Origin of the sequence: Thiorhodococcus drewsii AZ1, from assembly GCF_000224065.1 — a bacterium.
Taxonomy (GTDB): Bacteria; Pseudomonadota; Gammaproteobacteria; order Chromatiales; family Chromatiaceae; genus Imhoffiella; species Imhoffiella drewsii.
This window is the reverse complement of the sequence record NZ_AFWT01000006.1, coordinates 40,859-63,407: the sequence shown is the minus strand read 5'-3', so window position 1 is coordinate 63,407 and position 22,549 is coordinate 40,859. Positions and strand designations below refer to the sequence as shown.

The 22,549-nt window shown below is 64.3% G+C and carries 21 protein-coding genes, 2 tRNA genes and 1 riboswitch; of the genes, 3 read left to right on the top strand and 20 right to left on the bottom strand.

All coding sequences use genetic code 11. The features are described from left to right. Nucleotides 1–154: 154 nt before the first annotated feature. The 7 genes from THIDRDRAFT_RS05500 to THIDRDRAFT_RS05470 form a co-directional block, all read right to left on the bottom strand. Nucleotides 155–388 carry a hypothetical protein gene (locus THIDRDRAFT_RS05500; RefSeq protein WP_007039815.1) on the bottom strand — a complete coding sequence of 78 codons (234 nt, stop codon included), beginning with the start codon at nt 386–388 and terminating at the stop codon, nt 155–157. Nucleotides 389–503: 115 nt separating this feature from the next. Further along, the gene (locus THIDRDRAFT_RS05495; protein ID WP_007039814.1) at nt 504–1,295 is read right to left on the bottom strand and encodes a hypothetical protein; all 792 of its coding nucleotides are present in this window, start codon (nt 1,293–1,295) and stop codon (nt 504–506) included. Nucleotides 1,296–1,563: 268 nt separating this feature from the next. After that, nucleotides 1,564–1,639, bottom strand: a tRNA-Phe gene (locus tag THIDRDRAFT_RS05490). Nucleotides 1,640–1,743: 104 nt separating this feature from the next. After that, the gene (locus THIDRDRAFT_RS05485; protein WP_007039813.1) at nt 1,744–2,016 is read right to left on the bottom strand and encodes an oxidative damage protection protein; all 273 of its coding nucleotides are present in this window, start codon (nt 2,014–2,016) and stop codon (nt 1,744–1,746) included. 38 nt (nt 2,017–2,054) lie between these two features. Next, entirely contained in the window at nt 2,055–3,113 is a 1,059-nt protein-coding gene (gene mutY, locus THIDRDRAFT_RS05480) for an A/G-specific adenine glycosylase (protein WP_007039812.1), read from the bottom strand. Between the two features lie 50 nt (nt 3,114–3,163). Then, nucleotides 3,164–3,237 (bottom strand) — tRNA-Gly (locus THIDRDRAFT_RS05475). 42 nt (nt 3,238–3,279) lie between these two features. Further along, entirely contained in the window at nt 3,280–5,097 is a 1,818-nt protein-coding gene (locus tag THIDRDRAFT_RS05470; protein ID WP_007039811.1) for an AMP-dependent synthetase/ligase, read from the bottom strand. A gap of 264 nt (nt 5,098–5,361) precedes the next feature. Here THIDRDRAFT_RS05470 and THIDRDRAFT_RS05465 point away from each other — a divergent pair, with 264 nt between their 5' ends. Further along, nucleotides 5,362–6,462, top strand: coding sequence for an efflux RND transporter periplasmic adaptor subunit (locus THIDRDRAFT_RS05465; RefSeq protein WP_007039810.1), 1,101 nt, complete (start codon nt 5,362–5,364; stop codon nt 6,460–6,462). Further along, entirely contained in the window at nt 6,455–9,688 is a 3,234-nt protein-coding gene (locus tag THIDRDRAFT_RS05460) for an efflux RND transporter permease subunit (protein ID WP_007039809.1), read from the top strand. The genes THIDRDRAFT_RS05465 and THIDRDRAFT_RS05460 overlap by 8 nt, the downstream gene beginning before the upstream one ends. 47 nt (nt 9,689–9,735) lie before the next feature. Here the strand turns inward: THIDRDRAFT_RS05460 and THIDRDRAFT_RS25470 are convergent, their stop codons facing one another. The 13 genes from THIDRDRAFT_RS25470 to THIDRDRAFT_RS05395 all read right to left on the bottom strand — a co-directional run bounded on the left by THIDRDRAFT_RS25470 (nt 9,736) and on the right by THIDRDRAFT_RS05395 (nt 19,775). Continuing rightward, nucleotides 9,736–10,389, bottom strand: a complete 654-nt coding sequence (locus tag THIDRDRAFT_RS25470) for a hypothetical protein (RefSeq protein ID WP_007039808.1) — start codon at nt 10,387–10,389, stop codon at nt 9,736–9,738. Nucleotides 10,390–10,487: 98 nt separating this feature from the next. Then, complete coding sequence (locus tag THIDRDRAFT_RS05450) at nt 10,488–10,799, bottom strand: type II toxin-antitoxin system RelE/ParE family toxin (RefSeq protein ID WP_007039807.1); 312 nt, start codon at nt 10,797–10,799, stop codon at nt 10,488–10,490. Then, nucleotides 10,784–10,972 carry a hypothetical protein gene (locus tag THIDRDRAFT_RS05445; RefSeq protein ID WP_007039806.1) on the bottom strand — a complete coding sequence of 63 codons (189 nt, stop codon included), beginning with the start codon at nt 10,970–10,972 and terminating at the stop codon, nt 10,784–10,786. Before THIDRDRAFT_RS05445 ends, THIDRDRAFT_RS05450 begins: the two co-directional genes overlap by 16 nt. Nucleotides 10,973–11,072: 100 nt before the next feature. Continuing rightward, entirely contained in the window at nt 11,073–11,327 is a 255-nt protein-coding gene (moaD, locus tag THIDRDRAFT_RS05440; protein WP_007039805.1) for a molybdopterin converting factor subunit 1, read from the bottom strand. A gap of 7 nt (nt 11,328–11,334) precedes the next feature. After that, on the bottom strand, nt 11,335–12,588 hold the full coding sequence (locus THIDRDRAFT_RS05435) for a molybdopterin molybdotransferase MoeA (protein WP_007039804.1): 1,254 nt from the start codon (nt 12,586–12,588) through the stop codon (nt 11,335–11,337). Nucleotides 12,589–12,598: 10 nt separating this feature from the next. Next, the gene (moaB, locus tag THIDRDRAFT_RS05430) at nt 12,599–13,129 is read right to left on the bottom strand and encodes a molybdenum cofactor biosynthesis protein B (protein WP_007039803.1); all 531 of its coding nucleotides are present in this window, start codon (nt 13,127–13,129) and stop codon (nt 12,599–12,601) included. Between the two features lie 129 nt (nt 13,130–13,258). After that, nucleotides 13,259–13,630 carry a diacylglycerol kinase gene (locus THIDRDRAFT_RS05425; RefSeq protein WP_007039802.1) on the bottom strand — a complete coding sequence of 124 codons (372 nt, stop codon included), beginning with the start codon at nt 13,628–13,630 and terminating at the stop codon, nt 13,259–13,261. Beyond that, nucleotides 13,623–15,092: an aminomethyl-transferring glycine dehydrogenase subunit GcvPB gene (gene gcvPB / locus THIDRDRAFT_RS05420; protein WP_007039801.1), complete on the bottom strand. Its 1,470-nt coding sequence runs from the start codon at nt 15,090–15,092 to the stop codon at nt 13,623–13,625. Before gcvPB ends, THIDRDRAFT_RS05425 begins: the two co-directional genes overlap by 8 nt. A 71-nt stretch (nt 15,093–15,163) precedes the next feature. Then, nucleotides 15,164–15,661: a thiol peroxidase gene (gene tpx, locus THIDRDRAFT_RS05415; RefSeq protein ID WP_007039800.1), complete on the bottom strand. Its 498-nt coding sequence runs from the start codon at nt 15,659–15,661 to the stop codon at nt 15,164–15,166. A gap of 196 nt (nt 15,662–15,857) precedes the next feature. Then, on the bottom strand, nt 15,858–17,225 hold the full coding sequence (gene gcvPA, locus THIDRDRAFT_RS05410; protein ID WP_007039799.1) for an aminomethyl-transferring glycine dehydrogenase subunit GcvPA: 1,368 nt from the start codon (nt 17,223–17,225) through the stop codon (nt 15,858–15,860). A gap of 60 nt (nt 17,226–17,285) precedes the next feature. Beyond that, the gene (gene gcvH / locus THIDRDRAFT_RS05405; protein ID WP_007039798.1) at nt 17,286–17,678 is read right to left on the bottom strand and encodes a glycine cleavage system protein GcvH; all 393 of its coding nucleotides are present in this window, start codon (nt 17,676–17,678) and stop codon (nt 17,286–17,288) included. 87 nt (nt 17,679–17,765) lie between these two features. Then, nucleotides 17,766–18,857 carry a glycine cleavage system aminomethyltransferase GcvT gene (gene gcvT, locus THIDRDRAFT_RS05400; RefSeq protein ID WP_007039797.1) on the bottom strand — a complete coding sequence of 364 codons (1,092 nt, stop codon included), beginning with the start codon at nt 18,855–18,857 and terminating at the stop codon, nt 17,766–17,768. A gap of 201 nt (nt 18,858–19,058) precedes the next feature. Further along, nucleotides 19,059–19,150, bottom strand: a riboswitch (glycine riboswitch). 61 nt (nt 19,151–19,211) lie between these two features. After that, the gene (locus THIDRDRAFT_RS05395; protein WP_007039796.1) at nt 19,212–19,775 is read right to left on the bottom strand and encodes a zinc ribbon-containing protein; all 564 of its coding nucleotides are present in this window, start codon (nt 19,773–19,775) and stop codon (nt 19,212–19,214) included. A 203-nt stretch (nt 19,776–19,978) separates the two neighbouring features. On the opposite strand from THIDRDRAFT_RS05395, the gene leuS reads away from it, so the two are divergent. Next, a complete protein-coding gene (gene leuS, locus THIDRDRAFT_RS05390) occupies nt 19,979–22,534 on the top strand; it encodes a leucine--tRNA ligase (protein WP_007039795.1) in 2,556 nt (851 codons plus the stop codon). The last annotated feature ends 15 nt before the right edge of the window (nt 22,535–22,549 follow it).

The following is a 22,549-nucleotide window of genomic DNA, read 5'->3' as shown; positions in this document are numbered from 1 at the left end:
TGGATGGTTGGTCGGTGCCCGTCCGTGACCGCAGTCGCTGGAAGCAGCGATCCGGTGTGGAACAGTCGCGGGCTGTGTGACGATCCTTGTGGGAGGCCAATGCGCGCCGGCTGAGGGAAACAAGCCAGGTCGGCGCACCGGTACTCACCAGGGGTCAATCATCGCTGGGCGCCCGACTCAGCCAGTCGTAGAAACCGGATTCCGAGATGAGGATCTTGCGTCCGAGCTTGCGGACATGCGGGCCGAGCCCATTGGTGTTGGCATGCCGGACGTAATGGCGCAGGGCATGCTCGCTGAGGGTGGTCTTCTTGGCGCCGGCATTGACGATTTCGGCAAGGGCGGCAATCGAGCGCCAGTCATGGCGGGCGGGATTAGAATGGGTCGTCATCAGGTTACCTCTATCGCATGAAGTCGTGAGCGTCGCGTCAGGAATGCGCGATGCGCGGGAGGTAGCCTAGAGTGGCGGGGGAGGGCTGTGTCCCTATAGGGACGGTTGACGATCCCTATAGGGGCGTCGAGGGGGCATTGGTCGTGGGCGTTGGAGGGGGCGGGATCACTTCCGGCAGAGCCTTGAGCTTCTCCGCGATGGTATCCGTTTTGAGCGTGATCCCCAGCGTTTCGAGCTTGACGCGGATGACCTCGGCGCTCTTGTAGGGCTGCTCCAGATCGAGCTGGGCCAGGTCGCACAGCGCGGCGATGAGGCGCAGCAGGGTCTTGCGCTCGCGCGGATCGAGTGGCTTCTCGCGTTGCTCTGGCGTGCCGCGAAGGCCCCCCAGCTCCGAAGCGCGGTAGAGCGTACGCCCCCATTGCGCGATCGCGAAGTCCTGCAGCTCTTGGGGGAACAACCGCCAGGTCAGGTCCGGGATCTCGCTTTCGGGTGGATGGTCGCTGTAGCGAATCAGGGTGCGCGGATGACGGGGGTCGATGGCCTTGCGTCGAATCTGTGTCGCGAAGAACTCGGCCGCGCGACCGTTCAAGGCGGAGGGCGTGTCCAATAGCCTTCGTCCGATCATCAGCGCCGCTTCGTACAAGGAGATCGGGGACGCGGTGTCTCCCGATGCCTCGGTGAATAATTGGTCGATGGCTTGGACGTCTGGGTATCGGGACCAAGCTTCGAGCGCTGCGTTTGCGCCGAGCCTCTGCCGCAACTGATCGAAGGTCGGTGACTCGGCTGTTCGAGGAAGGGCTGCGCCAATGCCTTTCAGCGGGTAGAAGGGAAAGAACCGCCGCTCGGCCATAAGTGCCTTCCAGGACTGCGCGCAGACGTGCTCAACCTGAGCCTCCCAATCGCTCATGTGTCATCTCCCAGCTGCTTGTTTCTCAGCTATGCCTCCACCGAAAGCATGGCGTTGGTGCGGTGTCTTTTGTGCGTGCCGGCCGGGTAAAGTCAGGCCTGACGTTAATGCTGCGGTGCCGAACCCCGGTGAACGACTGCACACCATCATAAAGGCACGGATTGGGAAGGGTACCGGCAGGTACCAATAGAGGTACCACCGCAGGATGCGAATCAGGCGTCCAGACGCAAAAAGACGCGCTCAGAGGCGCGTCTAAATGCTTGATAGTTGGTGCCCAGGGGCGGAATCGAACCACCGACACGCGGATTTTCAATCCGCTGCTCTACCAACTGAGCTACCTAGGCTTAGGTATTCTTACCCGGCGTTCCGTACCGGATGAGCTGTCTATTTAAGCAGCAGATTAGCCTTTCGTCAAGGGTATGTCCCGTCTTTTTTTGAGGTTGGTCGGTCAGGCGGCCGGCGGGGTGTATCCGGACGGGGCTTCGGCGCCGTCGCCGAAGAAGTAGTTTTCCATCTGGGTTTCGAGAAATTGACGCGCCTTGGGGTCCATGGGGCTGAGGCGGTTCTCGTTGATGAGCATGGTCTGGTGACGCAGCCATTCCTGCCAGGCCTGTTTGGAGACCTGTTCGAAGATGCGTTTTCCCAGTTCGCCGGGGTAGGGCGGTCGGTCGAGTCCTTCCGCTTCCTGGTCGAGCTTGATGCAGTGGACGGTGTGGGTCATGACAGCTCCTGTGGCCGATCCTTCTGTGATCGATGGGGTTAGGCGCTCAGTTCGTCCAGGATCCGTTTGATCGGTGCGGGGAGACCGAGGCGTTGGGCCTCGCTCGGGGTGGTCCAGCATGAGCCATTGTCTTCCGCGATACGGTCGATGGGCTCCGCGAGCCGGATCAGTCTGACCTGGATGTCGAGCCGGTAATGACTGAAGGTGTGACGGCAGGACGGTCGCATTTCAAGCTGAGCGGGGCGTCGGCCGAGCCGGGTCAGGCTCCAATCGTTGGGGTCCGCGTTTTCAGGGATTTCCGGCAGACTCCAGAGCCCGCCCCAGATGCCGGTCGGTGGGCGGCGTTCGAGCAGGATCTCTCCGGCCGGGTTCATAGCGATCAGCATTTGGGTGGTGCGCTCGGGGATGTCCTTGGCGGGACGCGGTGCGGGGAGCTCACGCTGGCGGTTCTGTGCCTTGGCGATGCAATGCCTGGCGACTGGGCAGCGCTCGCACTCGGGCCGGGCGCGGGTGCAGAGTGTGGCGCCCAGATCCATCATCCCCTGGTTGTAGGGTCCTGCGTCGTTGTCCGGGGTGCAACGCTCGGCGAGCGTCCAGAGTGTGCCGAGGACCTGGCTGCGGCCGGGCCAGCCTTCGATACCGTAGCAGCGGGCCAGGACGCGCTTGACGTTGCCATCCAGGATCGGATGGCGCTGTCCCAGTGAGAGCGAGAGGATGGCGCCTGCGGTCGAGCGGCCGATGCCGGGCAGATCGACGACCTGATCGATATCCGTGGGGAATCGCCCCTGATGTCGGTCGCGGATGTGCTGAGCGGCTTTATGCAGGTTGCGCGCTCGGGCGTAGTAGCCGAGGCCGGACCAGAGCGCGAGTACGGCATCGACCGGTGCGTCGGCGAGCGCGCCGATGTCTGGGAAGCGTTCCATGAAACGCTCGAAATAGGGGATGACGACGGCGACCTGGGTCTGTTGCAGCATGATCTCTGAGACCCAGACCCGGTAGGGCGTGGGTTCGCGCTGCCAGGGCAGATCCTTGCGGCCGAACGCGGCGTACCAATCGAGCACGGCGCTCGCGAATGACTCGGGCGTCAGATCGGTCAAGGGACATTTCTCGGGGGCGATTGGCCAGGTCGAGGGCCGAGGCGGGAATATGGAGCGGGTGATGGGAATCGAACCCACGTTAGAAGCTTGGGAAGCTCCTGTTCTACCATTGAACTACACCCGCAGCAGACGACTAGTTTATGCACTTAGCGCTCGCGAGGCAAGCTCAACTGTCCATGCTGTACATGGCTTCGATGGCGTCGCGATAGCGTTCGACGACCTTGTTGCGTTTGATTTTGAGCGTGGGGGTCAGCAGCCCGTTGTCGATCGACCAGGGTTCGAGCGTGAGGGTGACGCGTCGGATCTTGGTGTAGCCAGGGAAGTCGCGCAGGGCGAAACGGATGCGCTTGAGGATGCCCTTGTGCAGTTGCGGGTCGTCGAGGCTTTCGACGCTTTCCGGGTTGAGACCGTATTCTCGGGCGAGTCCGCTCCATAGGTCCGCGTTCAGGACCAGCAGCGCGGTGAGATAGGAATGGCCCTCGCCGAGGACGACCGTCTGGTCGAACAGCGGGTCCAGGCTGATGGCCAGTTCGAGATCTCCGGGCGGAACCTTCTCGCCGTTGGAGAGCACCAAGATGTCCTTGAGTCGACCGGTGATGTAGACGCGCCCGTTCTCGATGCGCGCCTGATCTCCCGTGTGGAACCAGCCGTCCTGCGACAGCACCTTGGCGGTCGCGGCGTGGTTGTTCCAATACCCCATCATGACGCAGTGCCCCTTGATCTGAAGCTCGTCGTCGGCACCGATGCGGACCTTGATGCCTCGGATGGGGGGGCCGACGCTGTCGGGGATATTCGCTTGCAGCGGATTGACGCTCACCACCGGGCTGGTCTCGGTCAGTCCGTAGCCTTGGATAAGCGGTAGGCCCAGTCCAATGAAGGTGCGGGCGACGCTGTTCGGCAGGGCGGCGCCGCCACTGACGGCGGCGCGTATGCGTCCGCCGAGCCGCTCCAAGACCGGAGCGCCCACCTTGTGCCGCAGGAACGGCCAGAGCAGCAGCGTCGGGTGCCAGCCGGCACGTCCCTGTGTGCGCTGGAAGGAGCGCCAGCCGACCTTCACCGCCGTGTTGAACAACCAGCGGACTGCGGCCGGTTTGGTCTCCAACTGGTCGGCGATACGCTGGTAGATGCGCTCAAAGACGCGCGGGACGGCGATGATGACCGTCGGGCGGATGGTCTGCATGTCCTCTGCGAGCTGGGCGATGGATCGTGCGTAGGCCACGGTCGCGCCCGCCATCAGTGGCAGGTAGTAGCCGCCGGTGCGCTCCAGCATGTGCGAGAGCGGTAGGAAGGAAAGGAAGACATCCTCGCGGTAGACATTGATGAGCGTGATAACGCCGTGCGCGTTGGCGAGCATGTTGTGGTGACTGAGCATCACCCCCTTGGGACGTCCGGTCGTGCCGGAGGTGTAGACGATGGTGGCCAGGCTATTGGGATCGCCCATGCGTGGCTGTAGTGCCGGGGCGGATTCGGGCAGCCAGCGCTCGGCGACCACCACGCGCGGATCTTCCTCGGCCAGTTCGTAGGCGGCTGGGCTGGGTTCGAGAATGACGACCCGCAGCGGCCAGGTGGCGTCGCCGACCACCTCGGCGAGCCGGCGCCAGCGTCCGGCGTCCTGGATCAGCAGGGTCTTGACCGCCGCGTCCTGCAGGATATAGGCGGCGTTGTCGGCGCGGTCGTCGGTATAGAGCGGGACCGTGACCAGGCCAAGCGAGAAGGCGGCCTGATCGAACATGATCCAGTCTGGACAGTTGCGCAGCAGGATGGCGACGCGGTCTCCCGGCATCAGGTTCTCGGCCGAAAGCGCCTGGCGCCAACGGGCAACCCAGGTGCTCATTTCGCGCCAGGTGAGCTCCTTCCAGCCGTTGCCGCGCTCATGGTAGCGGTAGGCGACGCGCTCGGGCGATCGGATAGTCCGCTGCAGAAAGAGTCCGTCCAGGGTTCTGGCGCGCTCGATCGCAATCAAATCCTCGGACCATGGGTTCACTGGGCTATCCTCATGTGGTTATGGGCCATACCTCGACGGGCTCCATACTCATGGGCGTCAGGGGTCCTGCCGTATCGGTTCAAGCGGGCTGGAATGGCGAGGTCCAGCAAGCGGATGCCAAGTGTAAAAGGCCGTCATGGTTTTGCAATGCTTGCAGGTCAACGCGATAGCGGAGGGGTGCTTGGGCTTGAAATGCCGTCGGTTCATGCGATATTAGAGGTATCTAATTTAAGAGACGGCTAATGTATTAAGGAAGCCATCTATATGCGTTCAATCACATCTCTTGCGGCACTGGCTGCATTGCTGACGTTCGGTGTTCATCCGTTTGCCGCCGAGCCACTGGAAACCGCACTCGCCAGCTATCACACGCTGCCTCGTGAATACCGCCTCGACGGGGTCGTCGAGGCGGTCAATCGCACGACGGTTTCGGCCCAAACTCAAGGCCAAGTGCAGGAAATCTTTTACGATGTCGACGACTTCGTGGAGAAGGATGCCTTGCTTGCCCGCCTCAAGGACACGGAGCACCGCGCCCGTGTCAATCAGGCGGAGGCGGATCTCAAATCGGCAACGGCGCGTTTGCAACAGGCCAAGGATGAGCACGAGCGGGTCGCGGGCCTCTATCGCAAGAAGAACGTTTCGGATTCGGCCATGGACAAGGCGACCGCTGATCTGGCCAGCGCCCAGGCAGCGCTCGATGCCGCTACGGCGCGTTTGGAGCAGGCACGCGAGCAATTGGCCTACACCGAGATCCGCGCGCCCTACTCGGGAATCGTCACCCACCGTCATGTCGAACTCGGCGAGATCGCGAGTCCTGGCACGCCCATCATGAGCGGGATCTCGCTCGATGAGTTGCGGGTCACGGTCGATGTGCCCCAGAGCATCATCCCGGCGATTCGGCGGTCTCACTCGGATGCCGAGCAGAAGCCGCTTGCGCGGGTCTATCTTTCCGGGGGCGAGATGATCGAGACCAGCAAGATCACGGTCTTTCCCTATGCCGATCTGGGATCCAACACCTTCAAGGTACGCATCGATCTGCCCACCCAGCCGGGAGACAGGCTGCGTGCGCTCTTTCCGGGTATGTTCGTCAAGACCAGCTTCATCGTGGGCGAGAAATCCGAGCTGACCGTGCCGCGCAAGGCCGTCGTCCATCGCTCCGAGGTGACCGGCGTCTATGTGGTCGGCACGGATGGAGGGGTGCACTTTCGTCAGGTCCGTCTGGGTCGGGCGTTGCCGGACGCCTATGTGGTCCTGGCCGGTCTAACGGCGGATGAGCGCGTGGCGCTGGACCCGATCGCGGCCGGGGTGCTGCTGAAGGAGCAGGTGCAGACGCGGATCGATGCGGCGGGGGAGAACGGTCATGACTGAGCGGCTCGGTATCGCCGGCCGGATCGCCAGTCGTTTTCAGGCCACCGAAATCACCCCCTTGCTGGCCCTGGTGGGTCTGCTGCTGGGGCTCTTCGCGGTGATGGTGACACCGCGCGAGGAGGAGCCGCAGATCGATGTCACCTTCGCCGACGTTTTCATTCCCTTGCCGGGAGCCTCGGCCTCCGAGATCGAAAATCTGGTCGCTGGCCCGGCCGAGCAGGTGCTTTCCGAGATCAAGGGCATCGAGCACGTCTATTCGGTGTCTCGACCCGGCATGGCGGTCCTTACCATTCAGTACAGGGTCGGCGAAGACAACACGGACGCCGTGGTGCGTCTGTTCAGCAAGGTTTTCTCGAATCAAGACTGGTTGCCCGCCAATCTGGGCGCCGGCACGCCCATCGTCAAACCCAAGGGGATCGACGACGTCCCCATTTTGACCGCTACGCTCTGGTCGAAAGACGATCAGGTCGGCGCCTTCGAGCTTGGGCAGGTCGCGCACGCCATCGAGCAGGAACTCAAGCGTGTTCCGGGCACCCGCGATGTCTATACCCTCGGCATGCCGGAACAGGTGGTTCGGGTGCTGTTGCAGCCCGAGACCCTGGCCGGCCACGGCATCGATCTGGACGGTCTGCGCAACGCGCTCCAAGCGGGGAACCTGACCCGCGACGATCTGGCGGTGACCTCGGACAATCAGGAGATCCTGGTCCAGGCGGGGACCTTCCTATCCAGCCCAGAGCAGATCGGCGATCTGGTGGTGGGTCTGCATGGCGGACGCCCCGTCTTCCTGCGCGACGTCGCGACCATCGAGCGCGGCCCTGAGCAGCCCGAGACCTATGTGCGCATGGGCGCCGGACCGGCCGGCACTCTGGCGGGTGTGGATCTGGCCGGCTCCACCCCGGCCGTGACCATTGCGGTGGCCAAGCAGGCCGGCGTCAACGCGGTCGAGGTGGCTCAGGATCTGATCGAGCGCTTCGAGCAGCTGAAGGGCATCGTCATTCCCGAGAATGTCGAGGTGACGGTGACCCGCAACTATGGCGCGACCGCCGACGCCAAGGCCAAGAAACTGATCAGTAAGCTGACCTTCGCGACCGCCTCCGTGGTGCTGCTGGTGCTCTTCGCCATCGGCTGGCGCGAGGCGATCATCGTCGGCGCCGCGGTCATCGTCACGCTGGCCCTGACGCTCTTCGCCTCCTGGGCCTATGGCTTCACCCTCAACCGGGTGTCGCTGTTCGCGCTCATCTTCTCGATCGGCATCCTGGTCGATGACGCCATCGTGGTGGTGGAGAACATCCATCGGCACATGGCGATGGGCAAGGGGCGGCTGCTCGAGCTGATGCCGCGCGCGGTCGATGAGGTCGGCGGTCCGACGATTCTGGCGACCTTCACCGTCATCGCCGCCCTGCTGCCCATGGCCTTCGTCAGCGGTCTCATGGGGCCCTACATGAGCCCCATCCCCATCAACGCCTCCATGGGCATGCTGATCTCGCTCATGGTCGCCTTTGTCTTCACGCCCTGGATGACCAACTTTATGCTGGGGCGCGTCTCGCTGGCGCATGCGCACGCCGGTCATGAGGTGGCGGATGCCGAACGGAGCTGGCTGGACCGGGTCTTCTCCGGGCTCATGACCCCCTTTCTCGTCGGACGGCGAGGCATCATCAACCGCTGGCTGCTGCTCGCCAGCATGCTGCTGCTGATCGCGGGATCCATCTGGCTCGCGGTCAACCGCACCGTGGTGCTCAAGATGCTGCCGTTCGACAACAAGAGCGAGTTCCAGGTCGTGCTCGACATGCCCGAGGGGACCAGTCTGGAGCAGACGGCACGGGTGCTCGCCGAGATGGGCGACTATCTGTCGGGCGTGCCCGAGGTCACCGATTACCAGACCTATGCCGGCACGGCGGCGCCCATCAACTTCAATGGCCTGGTGCGTCAGTACTATCTGCGCGAGGGCGCCAATGTGGGCGATCTGCAGGTGAATCTGATCGACCAGCATCACCGCGACAAGAAGAGCCACACCATTGCCGAGGGGCTGCGTGGGCCGTTGCAGGAGATCGCCAGACGCTACGATGGCAATGCCAAGATCGTCGAGATTCCGCCTGGGCCGCCGGTGCTTTCGCCGCTGGTCGCCGAGGTCTATGGACTGGACTATGCGGGTCAGATTCGGGTCGCAAAGCAGGTGCGCGATGTCTTCGAATCGACGCCCGACATCGTCGATGTCGACGACTCGGTCGAGTTCCCTTCACGCAAGCTGACCCTGGTGGTGGATCGTGCCAAGGCGGCACGTCTCGGGGTCGAGCAGGCGAGTGTCGCGACCGCGCTGTCGACCGTGTTGAACGGCGAGGACGTGAGCTATCTGCACGGTGCCAACGTCAAATACGCGGTGCCGATCCGGGTCGGCTACAGCGAGGCCGACAAGGCCGATCTGGAGCAGGTGTTGGCGCTACGGGTGCGTGCGTCCTCCGATCGGTTGGTTCCGCTGTCGGAGATCCTCTCGATCGTCGACGGGACCCGCGAGCACAGCATCCATCATAAGGATCTGCTGCCCGTGGTCTATGTGACCGGAGACATGGCGGGGCCGATCGACAGTCCGCTCTATGGCATGTTCGAGATGGCCAGCACCTTGAGCCAGGAGATGGGGTTGCAGCAATGGTACCGTCAGGCGCCGACCAACCCCTATGAGTACAGCCTCAAATGGGACGGCGAGTGGCAGATTACCTACGAGACCTTCCGCGACATGGGCATTGCCTATGGCGTTGGGCTGATCCTCATCTATCTGCTGGTGGTCGCCCAGTTCCGCAGCTATCTGGTGCCGCTGATCATCATGGCGCCGATCCCGCTGACCCTGATCGGCATCCTTCCGGGGCACGCGCTCCTCGGTGCCCAGTTCACCGCGACCTCCATGATCGGCATGATCGCCCTGGCCGGCATCATCGTGCGCAACTCCATTCTGCTGGTCGACTTTATCAATCAGCAGGTCCGCGAGGGCCAGTCGTTCGAGGAGGCCGTGATCAGCTCAGCCGAGGTGCGCGCCAAGCCGATCGCCCTGACTGCCGTCGCCGCCATGGCCGGGGCCGTCTTCATTCTTGACGATCCCATCTTTTCCGGATTGGCCGTCTCGCTGCTGTTCGGGCTCTTCGTCTCGACCCTGCTGACCCTGATCGTCATCCCGGTGGTCTACTACGGTGTCATGCGCAAGCGGGTGGACTGGATCCGTACCTCCACCGCCTGATGTCGTGTCGCGTCGTCCGGGTGCAGCGCAGCTGAACCCGGACGACGTCATTGGCGTCGAGCGTTAGCATTGCCTTTGTAGATCCGCCGTCCTGTCGGTTTTGCGGTTGCGTTCCGTGAGGGTCTGTAGCCGCGCCGGCTCGGTGGGGTGTCGTTGGAGCGATAGGAGCGGTCGTGGTTTCGTGGGCGCTCGGCTGGTGTCGGGCGTGGTTTCCGATCGCCGCCGTTGTTGTGGGGCGGTCGACGGTTCGGGTCGCGTGGGCGTTGATCCGGTGGTCGGTGCCGATTGCGGTCCCGGTGGCGCCGGTCGGTCGGGTATCTCGGTTTGTGGCCCCAACGATGGTAGTCCCGGTCGCGCCAATACCGGTGGCGGTTTATCCGATAGTTACGATATCTCGGGTAATACCAGGGTGAGGTGTAATACCAGGGTGTGGGGGCGTAGTAAAAAGGCGAGTCGTACAGGAACATCGGCCCGTAGCCGAAGTAGAGGTGCGTGCTGACGCGGGGCGAATCGTCAGGATAGTAGGCTTCGTCCCGATCGCTTTCATCCGGGGCCGTGGTGCCGTCGACCAGATAGGCGTCGTATCCATTCGGCCAGGTCTGCTCGACGACGGGCGGGGCGGCGACACAGCCGGCAAGCCCGCCGATGATGACCAGGAGCGTCAGCCGTGTTCCGAGTGTTCGGAGGATATGCATCTGCATGGATGAGGCCTCGCGTGGAGGTGGTCTTGCGTCGTTTGCGATGCCATTGGGACAGCGGTGCCTGGTTGGAAGATCCAGGGGTATTCGCGTGCGGTAGGCTAAGGCGTCAGGTTTGAGACGCTCATCGGGGTGTTCCAGGAATGGAAGGGAACGACCGCGAGCAGGTGCAGGTCGTTGCCCTGATGTTCGCCGAGGATGCGAAAGCTGTAGAGACCGTACTCCATGATGCCCTCCCGTCTCGATTCGGGCGGTAGGGATCCCAGCGCGGGCTGAACCAGAAGACGCTCGCAGGTGTCGACCAGCTTCTCGACGAAGCGTCTGGCCTGGACCTGGGAGTCGCGGGCGATGAAGGCGACGATCGCCTCGGAATCATCCAGGGCGGTGCGCGACCAGATCAGCTCTCCAGCCATCGATCCAACCGCTGTTTGGCCTCGGAGTTGAGATAGCCGCGTCCGAGGGCGATGTCCTCACGGCCCTTGCGCAGCTTTTCCATGACGTAGAGATGGTACTGGATATCCTCCAGCGTGCAGTCGTCCGGCAGGCGACGCAGCAATTCGGTCACTTCCTGTTTCGCGCTCAACATGCCTCTGACCCTCTCGACGCAGATCGATCGTCAACTGAATTTCGAACGCGCATAGCCTGCCTGATCGGCCCGGTCGGGGCAATGGCGCCGAGCGGCGATCTTAGCCGCCGGTCACCGGCGGGAGGAAGGCGACCTCGTCATCGTCGCCGAGTTTGGCATCCGGTCGAACGAGTTCCTGGTTGACCGCGTAAAGCAAGGACGCCTCCGAACCGAGCGTCTCGGACCAGACGCCGCCGCGATTGTGTAGATGGTCGCGCAATTGCTCGACCGTGAAGACCGAGTCGGGCCGTACGAGCGACTCCCCCTCGGTCTGAAGGCGCTCGCGCAGACTGGCGAAATAGAAGATGCGTAACATAGCGGGTTCAGTGCAGTAGGTCGCTGAAGGAAAGAAAGTCGACCAGATCGCCGCGTTGGAAGGTCCGTCCGGGCGGGATCTCGACGAAACCATCGGCCCAGGCGACCGAGGAGAGCACGGCCGATGAGCGGGTGGGGTAGACCGCCAACTCGGGTTCGCCGTCGGCGCCGGTCTCGATGCGGGCGCGATGGAACTCGGTGCGCTTGTCCGGCTTCGGCCAGTCGAATCCGGCGCGGATCTTGATCGTCCGAGGTGCCGCATCGCCGGTCAGTCCCTGCAGACGACGCACGATGGGGCGGCCGAAGAGGCAGAAGGTGACGAACAGCGAAACCGGATTGCCGGGGCTGCCGAAGAAGGGCGTGCCCGCGACGCGGCCGAAGACGACCGGCTTGCCGGGTCGGATGGCGATGTTCCAGAGTTCCAGGGTGCCGAGCGCCTCGACGGCGGGTCGGATGTGATCCTCTTCGCCCACCGAAACCCCACCGCTGGCGACGATGAGGTCCGCCGACGCGGCACCTCGGCGCAGTGCGTCTTTCGTTGCTTCGAGCGTGTCGGCGACGATGCCCAGATCCAGGACCTCGCAACCCAGTGACTGAAGCAGGCCGATGAGCGCGAATCGGTTTGAGTTGTAGATCTGGCCGGGTCCCAGGGGCGTGCCGGGCATGACCAACTCGTCGCCGCTCGCCAACACGGCGACCCGCAGACGACGATAGACCCGCAACTCGGCGACGCCGACCGAGGCCGCGAGCCCCAGATGCTGCGGGGCCAGCCGGGTTCCGGCGGCGATCACCGCCGATCCGCTCTCGATGTCTTCGCCGGCGCGGCGAATGTTGCCGCCGGCCTTGATGTCGGTCGGGATGATGACATGGTCGCCATCGCGTTCGCAGACCTCTTGGACCACAACCGTGTCGGTGCCGTCGGGGACCGGCGCACCGGTGAAGATACGCGCGGCCGTGCCGGGCGCGAGTGGCGCGCCGGCGGTGCCGGCCGGAATGCGCTGTGCGACCGGCAAGCGGCCATCGTGCTCGGCGAGGTCGGCATGGCGGATGGCATAACCGTCCATGGCGCTGTTGTCCCAGCCGGGGACCTGGATGGCGCTGACGACCGGTGCCGATAGCACGCGTCCCAGCGCGGCTTCGGTCGCGAGTGTTTCGGTGTCGGCGATCGGCTCGACGCGGGAGGCCAGAAAGTCGATGGCCTCCTGCTTGGTGAGCGTGCGTTTTGCTCCAGACAGGGGTGCGCAGTCGTTACGGTTGCTCATGGGCGTCGTCTCAATGCTCGCGCAGGCGCGGGATCAGCTGGGCGAAGTTGCAGGGGCGGGTACGGATGTCCAGCTGAGGGAGCAGGATCTGGTCCCAGGCGGTGCGGCAGGCGCCGGTCGATCCGGGCAGACAGAAGATGAAGGTGCCGTTGGCCAGTCCGGCGAAGGCGCGCGACTGGAGCGTGGAGGCCCCGATCTCCTGGAAGGAGATCTGGCGGAACAGTTCGCCAAAGCCCTCGACCTCCTTGTCCAGCAAGGGGTGCAGCGCCTCGGGCGTGCTGTCGCGCCCGGTGACGCCCGTGCCTCCGGTGCTGAGGACGACGTTCACCTCCGGATCGGCGATCCAGCGCGAGACGACTGCGCGCAGCTTGTAGAGATCATCCGGCACGATCTCTTTGGCGACGACTGTATGACCAGCCGCCTCGGCCTGTTCCTTGAGCAGCTTGCCCGAGGTGTCCTGGTCTTCGCTCCGGCTGTCGGAGACGGTCAGAACGGCGATCTTGAGAGGCAGGAAATCCTGCTCGACGAAATGTCCGCCCATGGTCCTCCACCTTCTTCTTTATGTTGTTGTGTCTCAGCGGTCAGCGACCGGCATTCTAGGGGTGCTTGGTTCTGCTGCCGTGCGTAAGTGCGAATATAACCGCATCGGCATCAAGTGTGCTCGACAGGCTCAGAGCCATTTGGGCACCAGGATGAGTGCCCACATGAGCATGCACAGGGCGATGCTGGTGAAGACGGCGGCGGAGGCGATGTCCTTGGCGCGACCGGAGAGCTCGTGGCGCTCCAGTCCGACCCGATCGACGTTGGCCTCGATCGCCGAGTTCAGCAGTTCTACGATGGGAACCATCAGCAGGCTGCCCGTCAGTATCGCGCGCTCGACCGGTGTCTCGCCCAGCCAGAGCGCCAGAGGCAGCAGCGGGATGAGCACGAAGACCTCTTGCCGGAAGGCTTCTTCCAGCTCGAAGCAGGCCTTGAATCCCTTCATCGAGTAACCGAAGGCATAGACGACGCGGCGCCATCCCTTGGCGTTCTGATTAGCCATTGATGTCCTCGCTTGTACCGGGGCGCCAGGCCAGATCCAGTTGACGGGCGGCGCGGACGTCGTCGAGACGGCGTACCGGCATGCTGTGAGGTGCGCCCTTCACCAGATCGGGAGTCTCCTGGGCCTCGCGGCGGATGGCGATCATGGCCTCGACAAAGCCGTCCAGGTCTTCCTTGCTCTCGGTCTCGGTCGGCTCGATCAGCAGACATTCGGGGACCAGGAGCGGGAAATAGGTGGTCGGGGCGTGATAGCCATAGTCCAGCAACCGCTTGGCGAAGTCCATGGCGTTCACGCCGAATTGTCGCGACTCGGGCTTGAGCGTGACGATGAACTCGTGGCTGGCGCGACGCTCCGGGTAGGCGGCCTCGAATCCGGCCTCTCTGAGGCGTGCCATCAGATAGTTGGCGTTCAGTGTGGCGAAGTCGGCGACCCGCCCCATGCCCTCGCGCCCGAGCATGCGGGCATAGACATAGGCCCGCAGCAGGATGCCCATATTGCCGCCGAAGGCGGTGAGCCAGCCGATACTGTCCGGACGCTCGCGCTCGGTCTGCCAGTGGTAGGCGTCGCCGTCGAAGGTGACCAGCGGAACCGGGAGGAAGGGCTCCAGGCGCGGCGAGACGCCCACCGGACCTGCGCCTGGTCCGCCGCCGCCATGCGGGGTGGAGAAGGTCTTGTGCAGGTTCATGTGGATGACGTCGAAGCCCATGTCGCCAGGTCGGACCTTGCCGAGGATGGCGTTGAGGTTGGCGCCGTCGTAATAGAGGAGTCCGCCGGCGTCGTGCACGGTGCGGGCGATGGCCTGGATGTTGCGATCGAAGACGCCGACCGTGCTCGGGTTGGTGAGCATGATGCCGGCGGTCTGGGGACCGACGGCGGCCTTGAGCGCATCCAGGTCGACATCGCCGTCGCTGCCGGTCGGGATCTCGCGCGCCTTGAAGCCGCACATGACCGCCGAGGCGGGGTTGGTGCCGTGGGCCGCGTCCGGGACCAGGATCTCGGTACGGGCATGATCGCCGCGTGCCTTGTGGTAGGCGCGGATCATGGCCACGCCCGCGAACTCGCCCTGAGCGCCAGCCGATGGAGCCAGGGAGACGGCATGCATGCCGGTGACGGCCTTGAGGATCTCCTGCAGGTCGTGGAGACAGGCCATCACGCCCTGGCCGTGGGTGTCTGGCGCCAGCGGATGGCGGCCGAGAAAGCCGGGCAGCATGGCCAGACTGTTACAGGCCCTCGGGTTGTACTTCATGGTACAGGAGCCGAGCGGGTAGAAATGGGTGTCGATCGAGAAGTTCTTCTGCGACAGCCGGGTGTAGTGACGCACCGCCTGCATCTCCGAGACCTCGGGCAGGGCGGGTCGGGAGCGTCGACGCAGTCCGGCCGGGATTTCCGTGATCTCGGGTTGGGTGAGCGGTGCCTGGGCGCTGGCCCGGCGGCCCGGTCGGGATTGATCGTAAATCAGCATGGCGGTTTGGCGGTCGGTGAGGGAAATGAGGGCGGCGGGCGTGGCATCGGCCAGCGTCCGCCGACTGTTTATCAGAGTGCGGCCAGGGCGGCCTCGTAGTCCGGTTCCTGAGTGATCTCGGGCACCAACTGGGTGTAGACGACCCTGTCGTCGGCATCCAGGACCACGACGGCGCGGGCGGTGATGCCGGCCAGCGGACCGTCCTCGATCAGCACGCCGTAGTCCTTGGCGAAGTTGCGCGAGCGCATCATGGATAGACCGATCACGTTGTCGATGCCCTCGGCGCCGCAGAAACGGCCCATGGCGAAGGGCAGGTCGGCCGAGACGACCAGTGCGACAGCATCGCTCTTGGCGGCCATGGCCTCGTTGAACGTCTTGGTCGAAGTGGCGCACACTGGGGTGTCGAGGCTGGGCACGATGTTCAGCAGCTTCTTCTTGCCGGCGAAGTCGGCCAGCGACTTGTCGCCCAGGTCCTTGTCGACCAGCTTGAAGTCAGGCGCCTTGTCGCCGACGGCGGGCAGATCGCCGCTGAGGCTGACGGGGTTTCCTTGCAGTGCGGTTTGAGCCATGGGAGTCTCCGAGTCGAGTCTAGTTCTGGCGAGCCAGTGTCCGACGGGCGTCGCGGCGTTGTGTCCGGTCATCCATAGTGGTGTCGGATTCGGCCAAACAAATGTCCCGAAACCAGATGAAGGGCGTCTGCGACCGTTGCGCGGTCGATCAGAATAGCCCGCCCCCATCGTTCGTCAACTATTCGGCCGCCAGCCTTCAGCGCGTGGCGAGGATCTGTGCCAGGGTGTCGGCATAGCGGCGCATCTCGTCCTGGGTTCGGGTCTCGGTCGCACAGACCAGAATCGCCGACCCGAGTTCGGGATAGTCCGCGTTCAGGTCGAGTCCACCGAGCAGGTCGTGCTCGGCCAGCGAGCGGAGCAGATCGGCGGCGGGCGCCGGCAGACGCAGCACGCGTTCATGGAAGACCGCACCCTCGAACAGGGGTTCGACGCCGGGGATCTCGCACAGCATCTCGACCAGCGTGCGCGTATTGGCGTGGCAGTTGGCCGCGACGCGCTCCAATCCCTCGGCGCCGAGCAGGGTCATATGAATGGTCGCTGCGGTGACCAGCAATCCCTGGTTGGTGCAGATGTTGGACGTCGCCTTGGCGCGCCGGATGTGCTGCTCGCGCGCCTGGAGCGTGAGGGTGAAGCCGGGCTTACCGTCCAGGTCGAGCGTGCGTCCGGCGATGCGTCCGGGCAGCTGGCGCACATGCTCCTGGCGGCAGCAGAGAAAACCGGCATAGGGTCCGCCGGACGACAGTGGCATGCCGAGCGGCTGCGCCTCGCCGCAGGCGATATCGGCGCCCTTGGCGCCCCAGTCTCCGGGTGGCGACAGCAGGGCCAGAGCGATCGGGTTGACCACGCCGATGACCAGCGCGTTGCGGGCATGCGCCCAGTCGGTCAGTGCGTCGACGTCCTCGAAGGCACCGAAGAAGTTGGGTTGGGCCACGACCAGCGCGGCAAGGTCGGCGTCGCCGACGGCGGCCTCAATGCATGCGATCGGGGTCTGTCCGCTCTTGGGGTCGAAGTCGACTTCGATCAGTTCGATGTCCTGGTTCTCGACGATCGATCGCACGGTACGCCGGTAGGCGGGGTGCAACGCCTTCGGCATCAGAATGCGGGTCGACTTGTTCTTACGGTTGGCCCGCACCGCCATCAGTACCGCCTCGGCGAGCGCGGAGGCGCCGTCGTAGAGCGATGCGTTGGAGGCGTCCAGCCCGGTGAGCGCACTCATCATCGACTGGAATTCGTAGAGCACCTGCAAGGTGCCCTGACTGGCCTCGGCCTGATAGGGGGTATAGGCGCTGTAGAACTCGCCGCGCGTGGCGATCTGCCACACGGCGGCGGGGATGTGATGGTCGTAGGCGCCGGCGCCAATGAAGCAGATCGGCTGGCCGTCGGCGCGCGCGCGCGACTGCATCAGGGCGGCGATCTCCATCTCGGACATCCCTGTGGGGATGTCCGCCAGCTCGCCAACCTGCAATTCGGCGGGGATCTCGTTGAAGAGCGCCTCGATCGAATCGGCACCGATCGCCTCCAGCATGGAGGCGATGTCTTCGCTGGTATGGGGTACGAAAGGCATAGATGAATTCCAGGGTCCGCGTGGCGGACCCGTCAAAAAAGTGCGCGGCGCGCGGTTCGGTCAGGCCTCGTCTTCGACGACCTTTTCATAGGCGGCTGCATCGAGCAGGGCGTCGAGCGCGCTCATGTCGGCGGGCGCGATGCGGAAAATCCAGCCGTCTCCATAGGGGCTGGTGTTGATGGCGTCCGGGGTGTCGGTCAGTGTGGCGTTGGCCTCGATCACCTCGCCCGCCAGCGGGCTGTAGATGTCGGAGGCGGCCTTGACCGATTCGACCACGGCGCAGGCTTCCTCGGCGTCCAGGGCTCGACCGGCCTCGGGTGCTTCGACGAAGACGATGTCGCCGAGCGCCTCCTGGGCATGATCGGTGATGCCGACGGTCAGGGTGCCGTCGCCGTTGTCCTTCACCCACTCGTGGGTCTTGGTGTAGCGCAGTTCGCTTGGCAGGTCGCTCATGTCGTTCTCCAGTATGGTCCGGTCGGGACCCGTCGATAGTTCAATAGGGCGGCGTGGCGCTTGGAATTGGGGCCAATGCCGTGGTCGTTACAGATCGATGCGGATCTTGCCGTTGCGCACGAAGGGCGGCTTGACCAGGCGCGCCGCGACGGGCTTGCCCCGGATCTCGACCTCGCAAGTGTCGCCGATCCCCGGTGCAACCCGTGCCAGGGCAATGGAACGCTCCAGCGTGGGCGAGAATCCGCCTGAGGTGATCTCGCCGACCTCGCGACCCTCGACCAGGACCTTCTGGTGGTTGCGGATGACGCCGCGTCCGGTGAGCAGCAGGCCGACGAAGACGCGCCGTTCCGGGTCCTGACGCAGCTTGGTCAGTGCCTCGCGTCCGATGAAATCGCGATCGGCGGGTTCCCAGGCGAGGGTCCAGGCCAGGCCGGATTCGAGCGGGCCGATCTCGTCGTCCATGTCTTGTCCGTAGAGGTTCATGCCGGCCTCCAGACGCAGCGTGTCGCGCGCACCGAGTCCGCACGGCTGGACGCCGGCATCGATCAGGGCCTGCCACAGCTCCGGGGCCTGTTCGGCTGGAAGCATGATCTCGAATCCATCCTCGCCGGTATAGCCGGTGCGCCCGACGAACCAATGCGCGCCCTCGGCGCCGAAGAATGGCTGGAGCTGCATGGCGGCGGCGCGTAGGTCCTCGGGCAGGAGCGGCTCGGTCCGGGCGCGGGCCTCGGGACCCTGGACGGCGATCATCGCCAGGTCGTCACGGGGACGGATGTCGAGCGCGGCCCCTTGGGCGTGCTCGCGCATCCAGGCGATGTCCTTGTCTGCCGTGCCGGCATTGACGACGAGGCGATAGCGGTTCGGGCCGCGCGCGTAGACGATAAGGTCGTCGACGACCCCGCCGGCCGGGTTCAACATACAGCTGTAGAGCGCCTTGCCGGGGGACTGGAGCTTGGCGACATCGTTGGCGAGCAGGCGTCTCAGGAAGGATTGGGCATCCTCGCCCTCAATGTCGACGGGGCGCATGTGAGAGACATCGAACATGCCCGCCGCGCGGCGCACGGCATGATGCTCCTCGATCTGGGAGCCGTAGTGCAGCGGCATATCCCAGCCGCCGAAGGGAACAATGCGGGCGCCGAGGCGCGCATGTTGGGAATAGAGGGGGGTATGTCGTCCCATCCGACTCTCCAAGTGGACCTGGTCAGGGGTCGTCGGCCCACTGGGCGGCGACGACAGCACGAGGCCGAGGTCCGTTGACCCCGACATCGCCCCTCTGTCCTAAACCTGAGAGTTTGCGGCCGGCATGCGATGTGCTCGGCTGCTGCCCCGTCGGTGGATGGCGACCGATACGTTCGTCGCCACCGCTCTCCAGAGTCGGTCGTTATCCCCGCAGTCCTTCTGCCTGAGCGATTCCGGGCGGTGTTGCGCCTTCGGCGCCGGCCGTACGGGCCGGTCTCTCCTGCGGGACATGACACGAAACTGCATAGTAAGCGCGGATCGGCCGGATTTCCAGCCGATCCGCCGGCTGTTTGTTTAGCCCTTGGCGTCTTCGCCGGTGCCGGATTGGTCGTTATCTCCCTCGGCGCGGCGATGGAACAGGGTGCCGCCGCAGTCCGCGCAGTCCGGAATGCGTCCGGCCTTCACAAAGTTGGTCTCGGCGCCGCAGCGGTCGCAGACCAATGTGCCCGGCCCCGTGATCTCGCCGGCCCGATAGAGGCTCATTTGACGCGCGGTCTCGGCCCATTGCGCCAGTTGTAGGCTGGTCTGGTCGGCGACCATCTTGAACATGTCCATCATCCGTTTTTCCATCAACTCCAGGTCGAAGCGCCACCAGTCGCGGATGTCCTGGCCGGTCTCGGCGATGTAGTTGGCGGCGTCCTCGATGTCGCGGCGGATGAATTCGGAGACCTTCTGCGCCTCCTCGCGGCTCAGTTCGCCGAGTTCGACCATGTTGTCGCGGGTCTTTTCGAGGACTTCACGGAATTTGGGCACGGATTCCGTCTGGGCCTTCTCGATGGTCTCGTGCGTTTGCTTGAGCATCTGCTCGTAAGCCTGCACCAGTTTGTCGACCGTCTCGTTCTTTTGATCTTGGGTCATGCGCGCTATCTCCAGGTGCTCCAGTGATGGATCGACGGCCCGTCGGGCGTCGGGATTAGGATAGCAAAAGCCTTGCCGTGTCTCGGTGTCATTCGGGCCTTGCGTATCGTGCGGGCGTTTCCGTGGCGGTCGCGGTGTCCCGTGGCTCTGAGGTATCCTTACTCAGATCGACTCCAACCCTCGTTGTCAAAGACTTGAATTCCATGCAGACCGATTACGATCCGTGCGCCATCGAAGCGGCGGCCCAGCGCTATTGGGAAGAACAGCAATCCTTCAAGGCGGTCGAAGACCCGTCCCGTGAGAAGTACTACTGCCTTTCTATGTTCCCCTATCCCTCGGGACGGTTGCACATGGGGCATGTGCGCAACTACACCATCGGGGACGTGATCGCCCGCTACCAGCGCATGCTCGGTAAGAATGTGCTCCAGCCGATGGGCTGGGACGCCTTCGGTCTGCCAGCCGAGAACGCGGCCATCCAGCACGGCATTCCGCCCTCGCAGTGGACCAAGTCGAACATCGCCTATATGAAGGACCAGCTCAAGCAGCTCGGTTTCGGCTACGACTGGGACCGCGAGCTGGCGACTTGCGATGCCGACTATTACCGCTGGGAGCAGTGGCTCTTCACCCGCCTGGTCGAAAAGGGGCTGGCCTATCGTTCGACGGCGACGGTCAACTGGGACCCCATCGATCAAACGGTGCTGGCCAACGAACAGGTCATCGACGGCAAGGGTTGGCGCTCGGGCGCACCGGTCGAGAAGCGCGAGATCGAACAATGGTTCGTGCGTATCACCGACTATGCACAGGAGTTGCTGGACGCGCTCGACGGGCTGGATGGCTGGCCCGAGCGCGTGCGCACCATGCAGCGCAACTGGATCGGGCGCTCCGAGGGCGTGGCCATGGACTTCGGGATCGAGGGCGCGGGCGAGGTGCTGGGCATCTACACCACGCGTCCGGATACCCTGATGGGCGTGACCTACGTCGCTGTCGCCGCCGAGCATCCGTTGGCGCACCGCGCCGCCGAGAGCAATCCCGAAATCGCTGCCTTCATCGAGGAGTGTCGCCAGGGCGGCACCTCGGAGGCCGAGATCGAGACCATGGAGAAAAAGGGCTTTCCGCTCGGGATCAACGCCGTCCATCCCATCACCGGTGCCTTGGTGCCCATCTATGCCGCCAACTTCGTGCTCATGGGCTACGGTACCGGCGCGGTCATGGCGGTGCCGGCGCACGATCAGCGCGACTGGGAATTCGCCGAGCGTTACGGTATCCCCAAGAAGGCGGTCATCCGTTCGGCCGACTGCAGCCCCTGCGGGATCGAGGAGGGGGCCTATACCGAGAAGGGCGTGCTCTTCGACTCGGGCGAGTTCGATGGCCTGACCTCCGCCGATGCCGTCGATGCGATCGCCGCCTGGCTGTACGAGCGCGGCAAGGGCAGCAAGACGGTCAATTTCCGTTTGCGCGACTGGGGCGTTTCGCGCCAGCGCTATTGGGGCTGTCCGATCCCAGTCGTTCGCACCGCCGATGGCGATCCGCGCCCCGAGACCGACCTGCCGGTGCGTCTGCCCGAGGATGTGGTGGTCGACGGATCCGGTTCGCCGCTCAAGCAGATGCCGTCCTTCTCCGACATCGGCAACGGCGAGACCCGGGAGACGGACACCTTCGATACCTTCTTCGAGTCGAGCTGGTACTACGCTCGCTATTGCTCGGCCGATTGCGATACCGCCATGCTCGACGAGCGTGCCAAATACTGGCTGCCGGTCGATCAGTATGTCGGCGGCATTGAGCACGCCGTGCTGCATCTGCTGTATGCGCGCTTCTTCCACAAACTGATGCGCGACGAGGGTCTGGTCGACTGCGACGAGCCCTTCGCCAACCTGCTGACCCAGGGTATGGTGATCGCCGAGACCTGGTATCGGGAGGGCGCCGACGGACGCAAGGAGTGGTTCAATCCGGCCGACGTCGAGGTCGAGCGCGACGACAAGGGCAAGGTGATCGGCGCCAGGCTTGCGTCGGACGGCGAGCCGGTGATCTTCGGCGGCATCGAGAAGATGTCCAAGTCCAAGAACAACGGCGTGGATCCTCAGGTGCTGACCGAGCGCTACGGCGCCGACACGGTGCGGCTCTACACCATGTTCACCTCGCCGCCCGACCAGTCGCTCGAATGGAACGACGAGGGCGTCGAGGGCGCCTTCCGCTTCATTCGACGTCTCTGGTCGCTCGCCGTCGGCGAGGCCGAGGCCATCCGTGCCGCCGGTGCCCCGGCCGATCTCGACGAGCCGGCCCAGGAGGCGCGCCGCGAGATCCATACCGCGCTCAAGAAGGCGCTCTACGACTACGAGCGCCAACAGTTCAATACGGTCGTCTCGGGCTGCATGACCATGGTCAACGCCCTCTACCGTCTGGAGGCGTCTCCCGCGCGCGCCGCGCTGATCCGCGAGGGCGTTGGCATCGTGCTGCGTCTGCTGGCGCCCATCGCGCCGCATGTGACGCATCACCTCTGGCGAGAGTTGGGTCTGGGCGACGATATCCTGAACGCCGACTGGCCCAAGGTCGACGAGGAGGCGCTCAAGCAGGACTGCATCGACTACGTGCTGCAGGTCAACGGCAAGATGCGCGGTAGCGTCAAGGTGTCGGCGGATGCCGATAAGGCGGCCGTCGAGGCGGCGGCCCTGGCCAGCGAGCCGGTGCAGAAGTTCATCGGCGACAAACCGGTGCGCAAGGTGATCGTGGTGCCCAACAAGCTCGTCAACATCGTGGCCTGAGGGAGATTCAGCCCT

What these genes read in the sequence shown, in the direction of transcription:
- THIDRDRAFT_RS05500 (WP_007039815.1), bottom strand. Translation starts at nt 388, where the DNA reads ATGACGACCCATTCTAATCCCGCCCGCCATGACTGGCGCTCGATTGCC.
- THIDRDRAFT_RS05495 (WP_007039814.1), bottom strand. Translation starts at nt 1,295, where the DNA reads ATGAGCGATTGGGAGGCTCAGGTTGAGCACGTCTGCGCGCAGTCCTGG.
- THIDRDRAFT_RS05485 (WP_007039813.1), bottom strand. Translation starts at nt 2,016, where the DNA reads ATGACCCACACCGTCCACTGCATCAAGCTCGACCAGGAAGCGGAAGGA.
- THIDRDRAFT_RS05465 (WP_007039810.1), top strand. Translation starts at nt 5,362, where the DNA reads ATGCGTTCAATCACATCTCTTGCGGCACTGGCTGCATTGCTGACGTTC.
- THIDRDRAFT_RS05460 (WP_007039809.1), top strand. Translation starts at nt 6,455, where the DNA reads ATGACTGAGCGGCTCGGTATCGCCGGCCGGATCGCCAGTCGTTTTCAG.
- THIDRDRAFT_RS25470 (WP_007039808.1), bottom strand. Translation starts at nt 10,389, where the DNA reads ATGCAGATGCATATCCTCCGAACACTCGGAACACGGCTGACGCTCCTG.
- THIDRDRAFT_RS05450 (WP_007039807.1), bottom strand. Translation starts at nt 10,799, where the DNA reads ATGGCTGGAGAGCTGATCTGGTCGCGCACCGCCCTGGATGATTCCGAG.
- THIDRDRAFT_RS05445 (WP_007039806.1), bottom strand. Translation starts at nt 10,972, where the DNA reads ATGTTGAGCGCGAAACAGGAAGTGACCGAATTGCTGCGTCGCCTGCCG.
- moaD (WP_007039805.1), bottom strand. Translation starts at nt 11,327, where the DNA reads ATGTTACGCATCTTCTATTTCGCCAGTCTGCGCGAGCGCCTTCAGACC.
- THIDRDRAFT_RS05435 (WP_007039804.1), bottom strand. Translation starts at nt 12,588, where the DNA reads ATGAGCAACCGTAACGACTGCGCACCCCTGTCTGGAGCAAAACGCACG.
- moaB (WP_007039803.1), bottom strand. Translation starts at nt 13,129, where the DNA reads ATGGGCGGACATTTCGTCGAGCAGGATTTCCTGCCTCTCAAGATCGCC.
- THIDRDRAFT_RS05425 (WP_007039802.1), bottom strand. Translation starts at nt 13,630, where the DNA reads ATGGCTAATCAGAACGCCAAGGGATGGCGCCGCGTCGTCTATGCCTTC.
- gcvPB (WP_007039801.1), bottom strand. Translation starts at nt 15,092, where the DNA reads ATGCTGATTTACGATCAATCCCGACCGGGCCGCCGGGCCAGCGCCCAG.
- tpx (WP_007039800.1), bottom strand. Translation starts at nt 15,661, where the DNA reads ATGGCTCAAACCGCACTGCAAGGAAACCCCGTCAGCCTCAGCGGCGAT.
- gcvPA (WP_007039799.1), bottom strand. Translation starts at nt 17,225, where the DNA reads ATGCCTTTCGTACCCCATACCAGCGAAGACATCGCCTCCATGCTGGAG.
- gcvH (WP_007039798.1), bottom strand. Translation starts at nt 17,678, where the DNA reads ATGAGCGACCTGCCAAGCGAACTGCGCTACACCAAGACCCACGAGTGG.
- gcvT (WP_007039797.1), bottom strand. Translation starts at nt 18,857, where the DNA reads ATGGGACGACATACCCCCCTCTATTCCCAACATGCGCGCCTCGGCGCC.
- THIDRDRAFT_RS05395 (WP_007039796.1), bottom strand. Translation starts at nt 19,775, where the DNA reads ATGACCCAAGATCAAAAGAACGAGACGGTCGACAAACTGGTGCAGGCT.
- leuS (WP_007039795.1), top strand. Translation starts at nt 19,979, where the DNA reads ATGCAGACCGATTACGATCCGTGCGCCATCGAAGCGGCGGCCCAGCGC.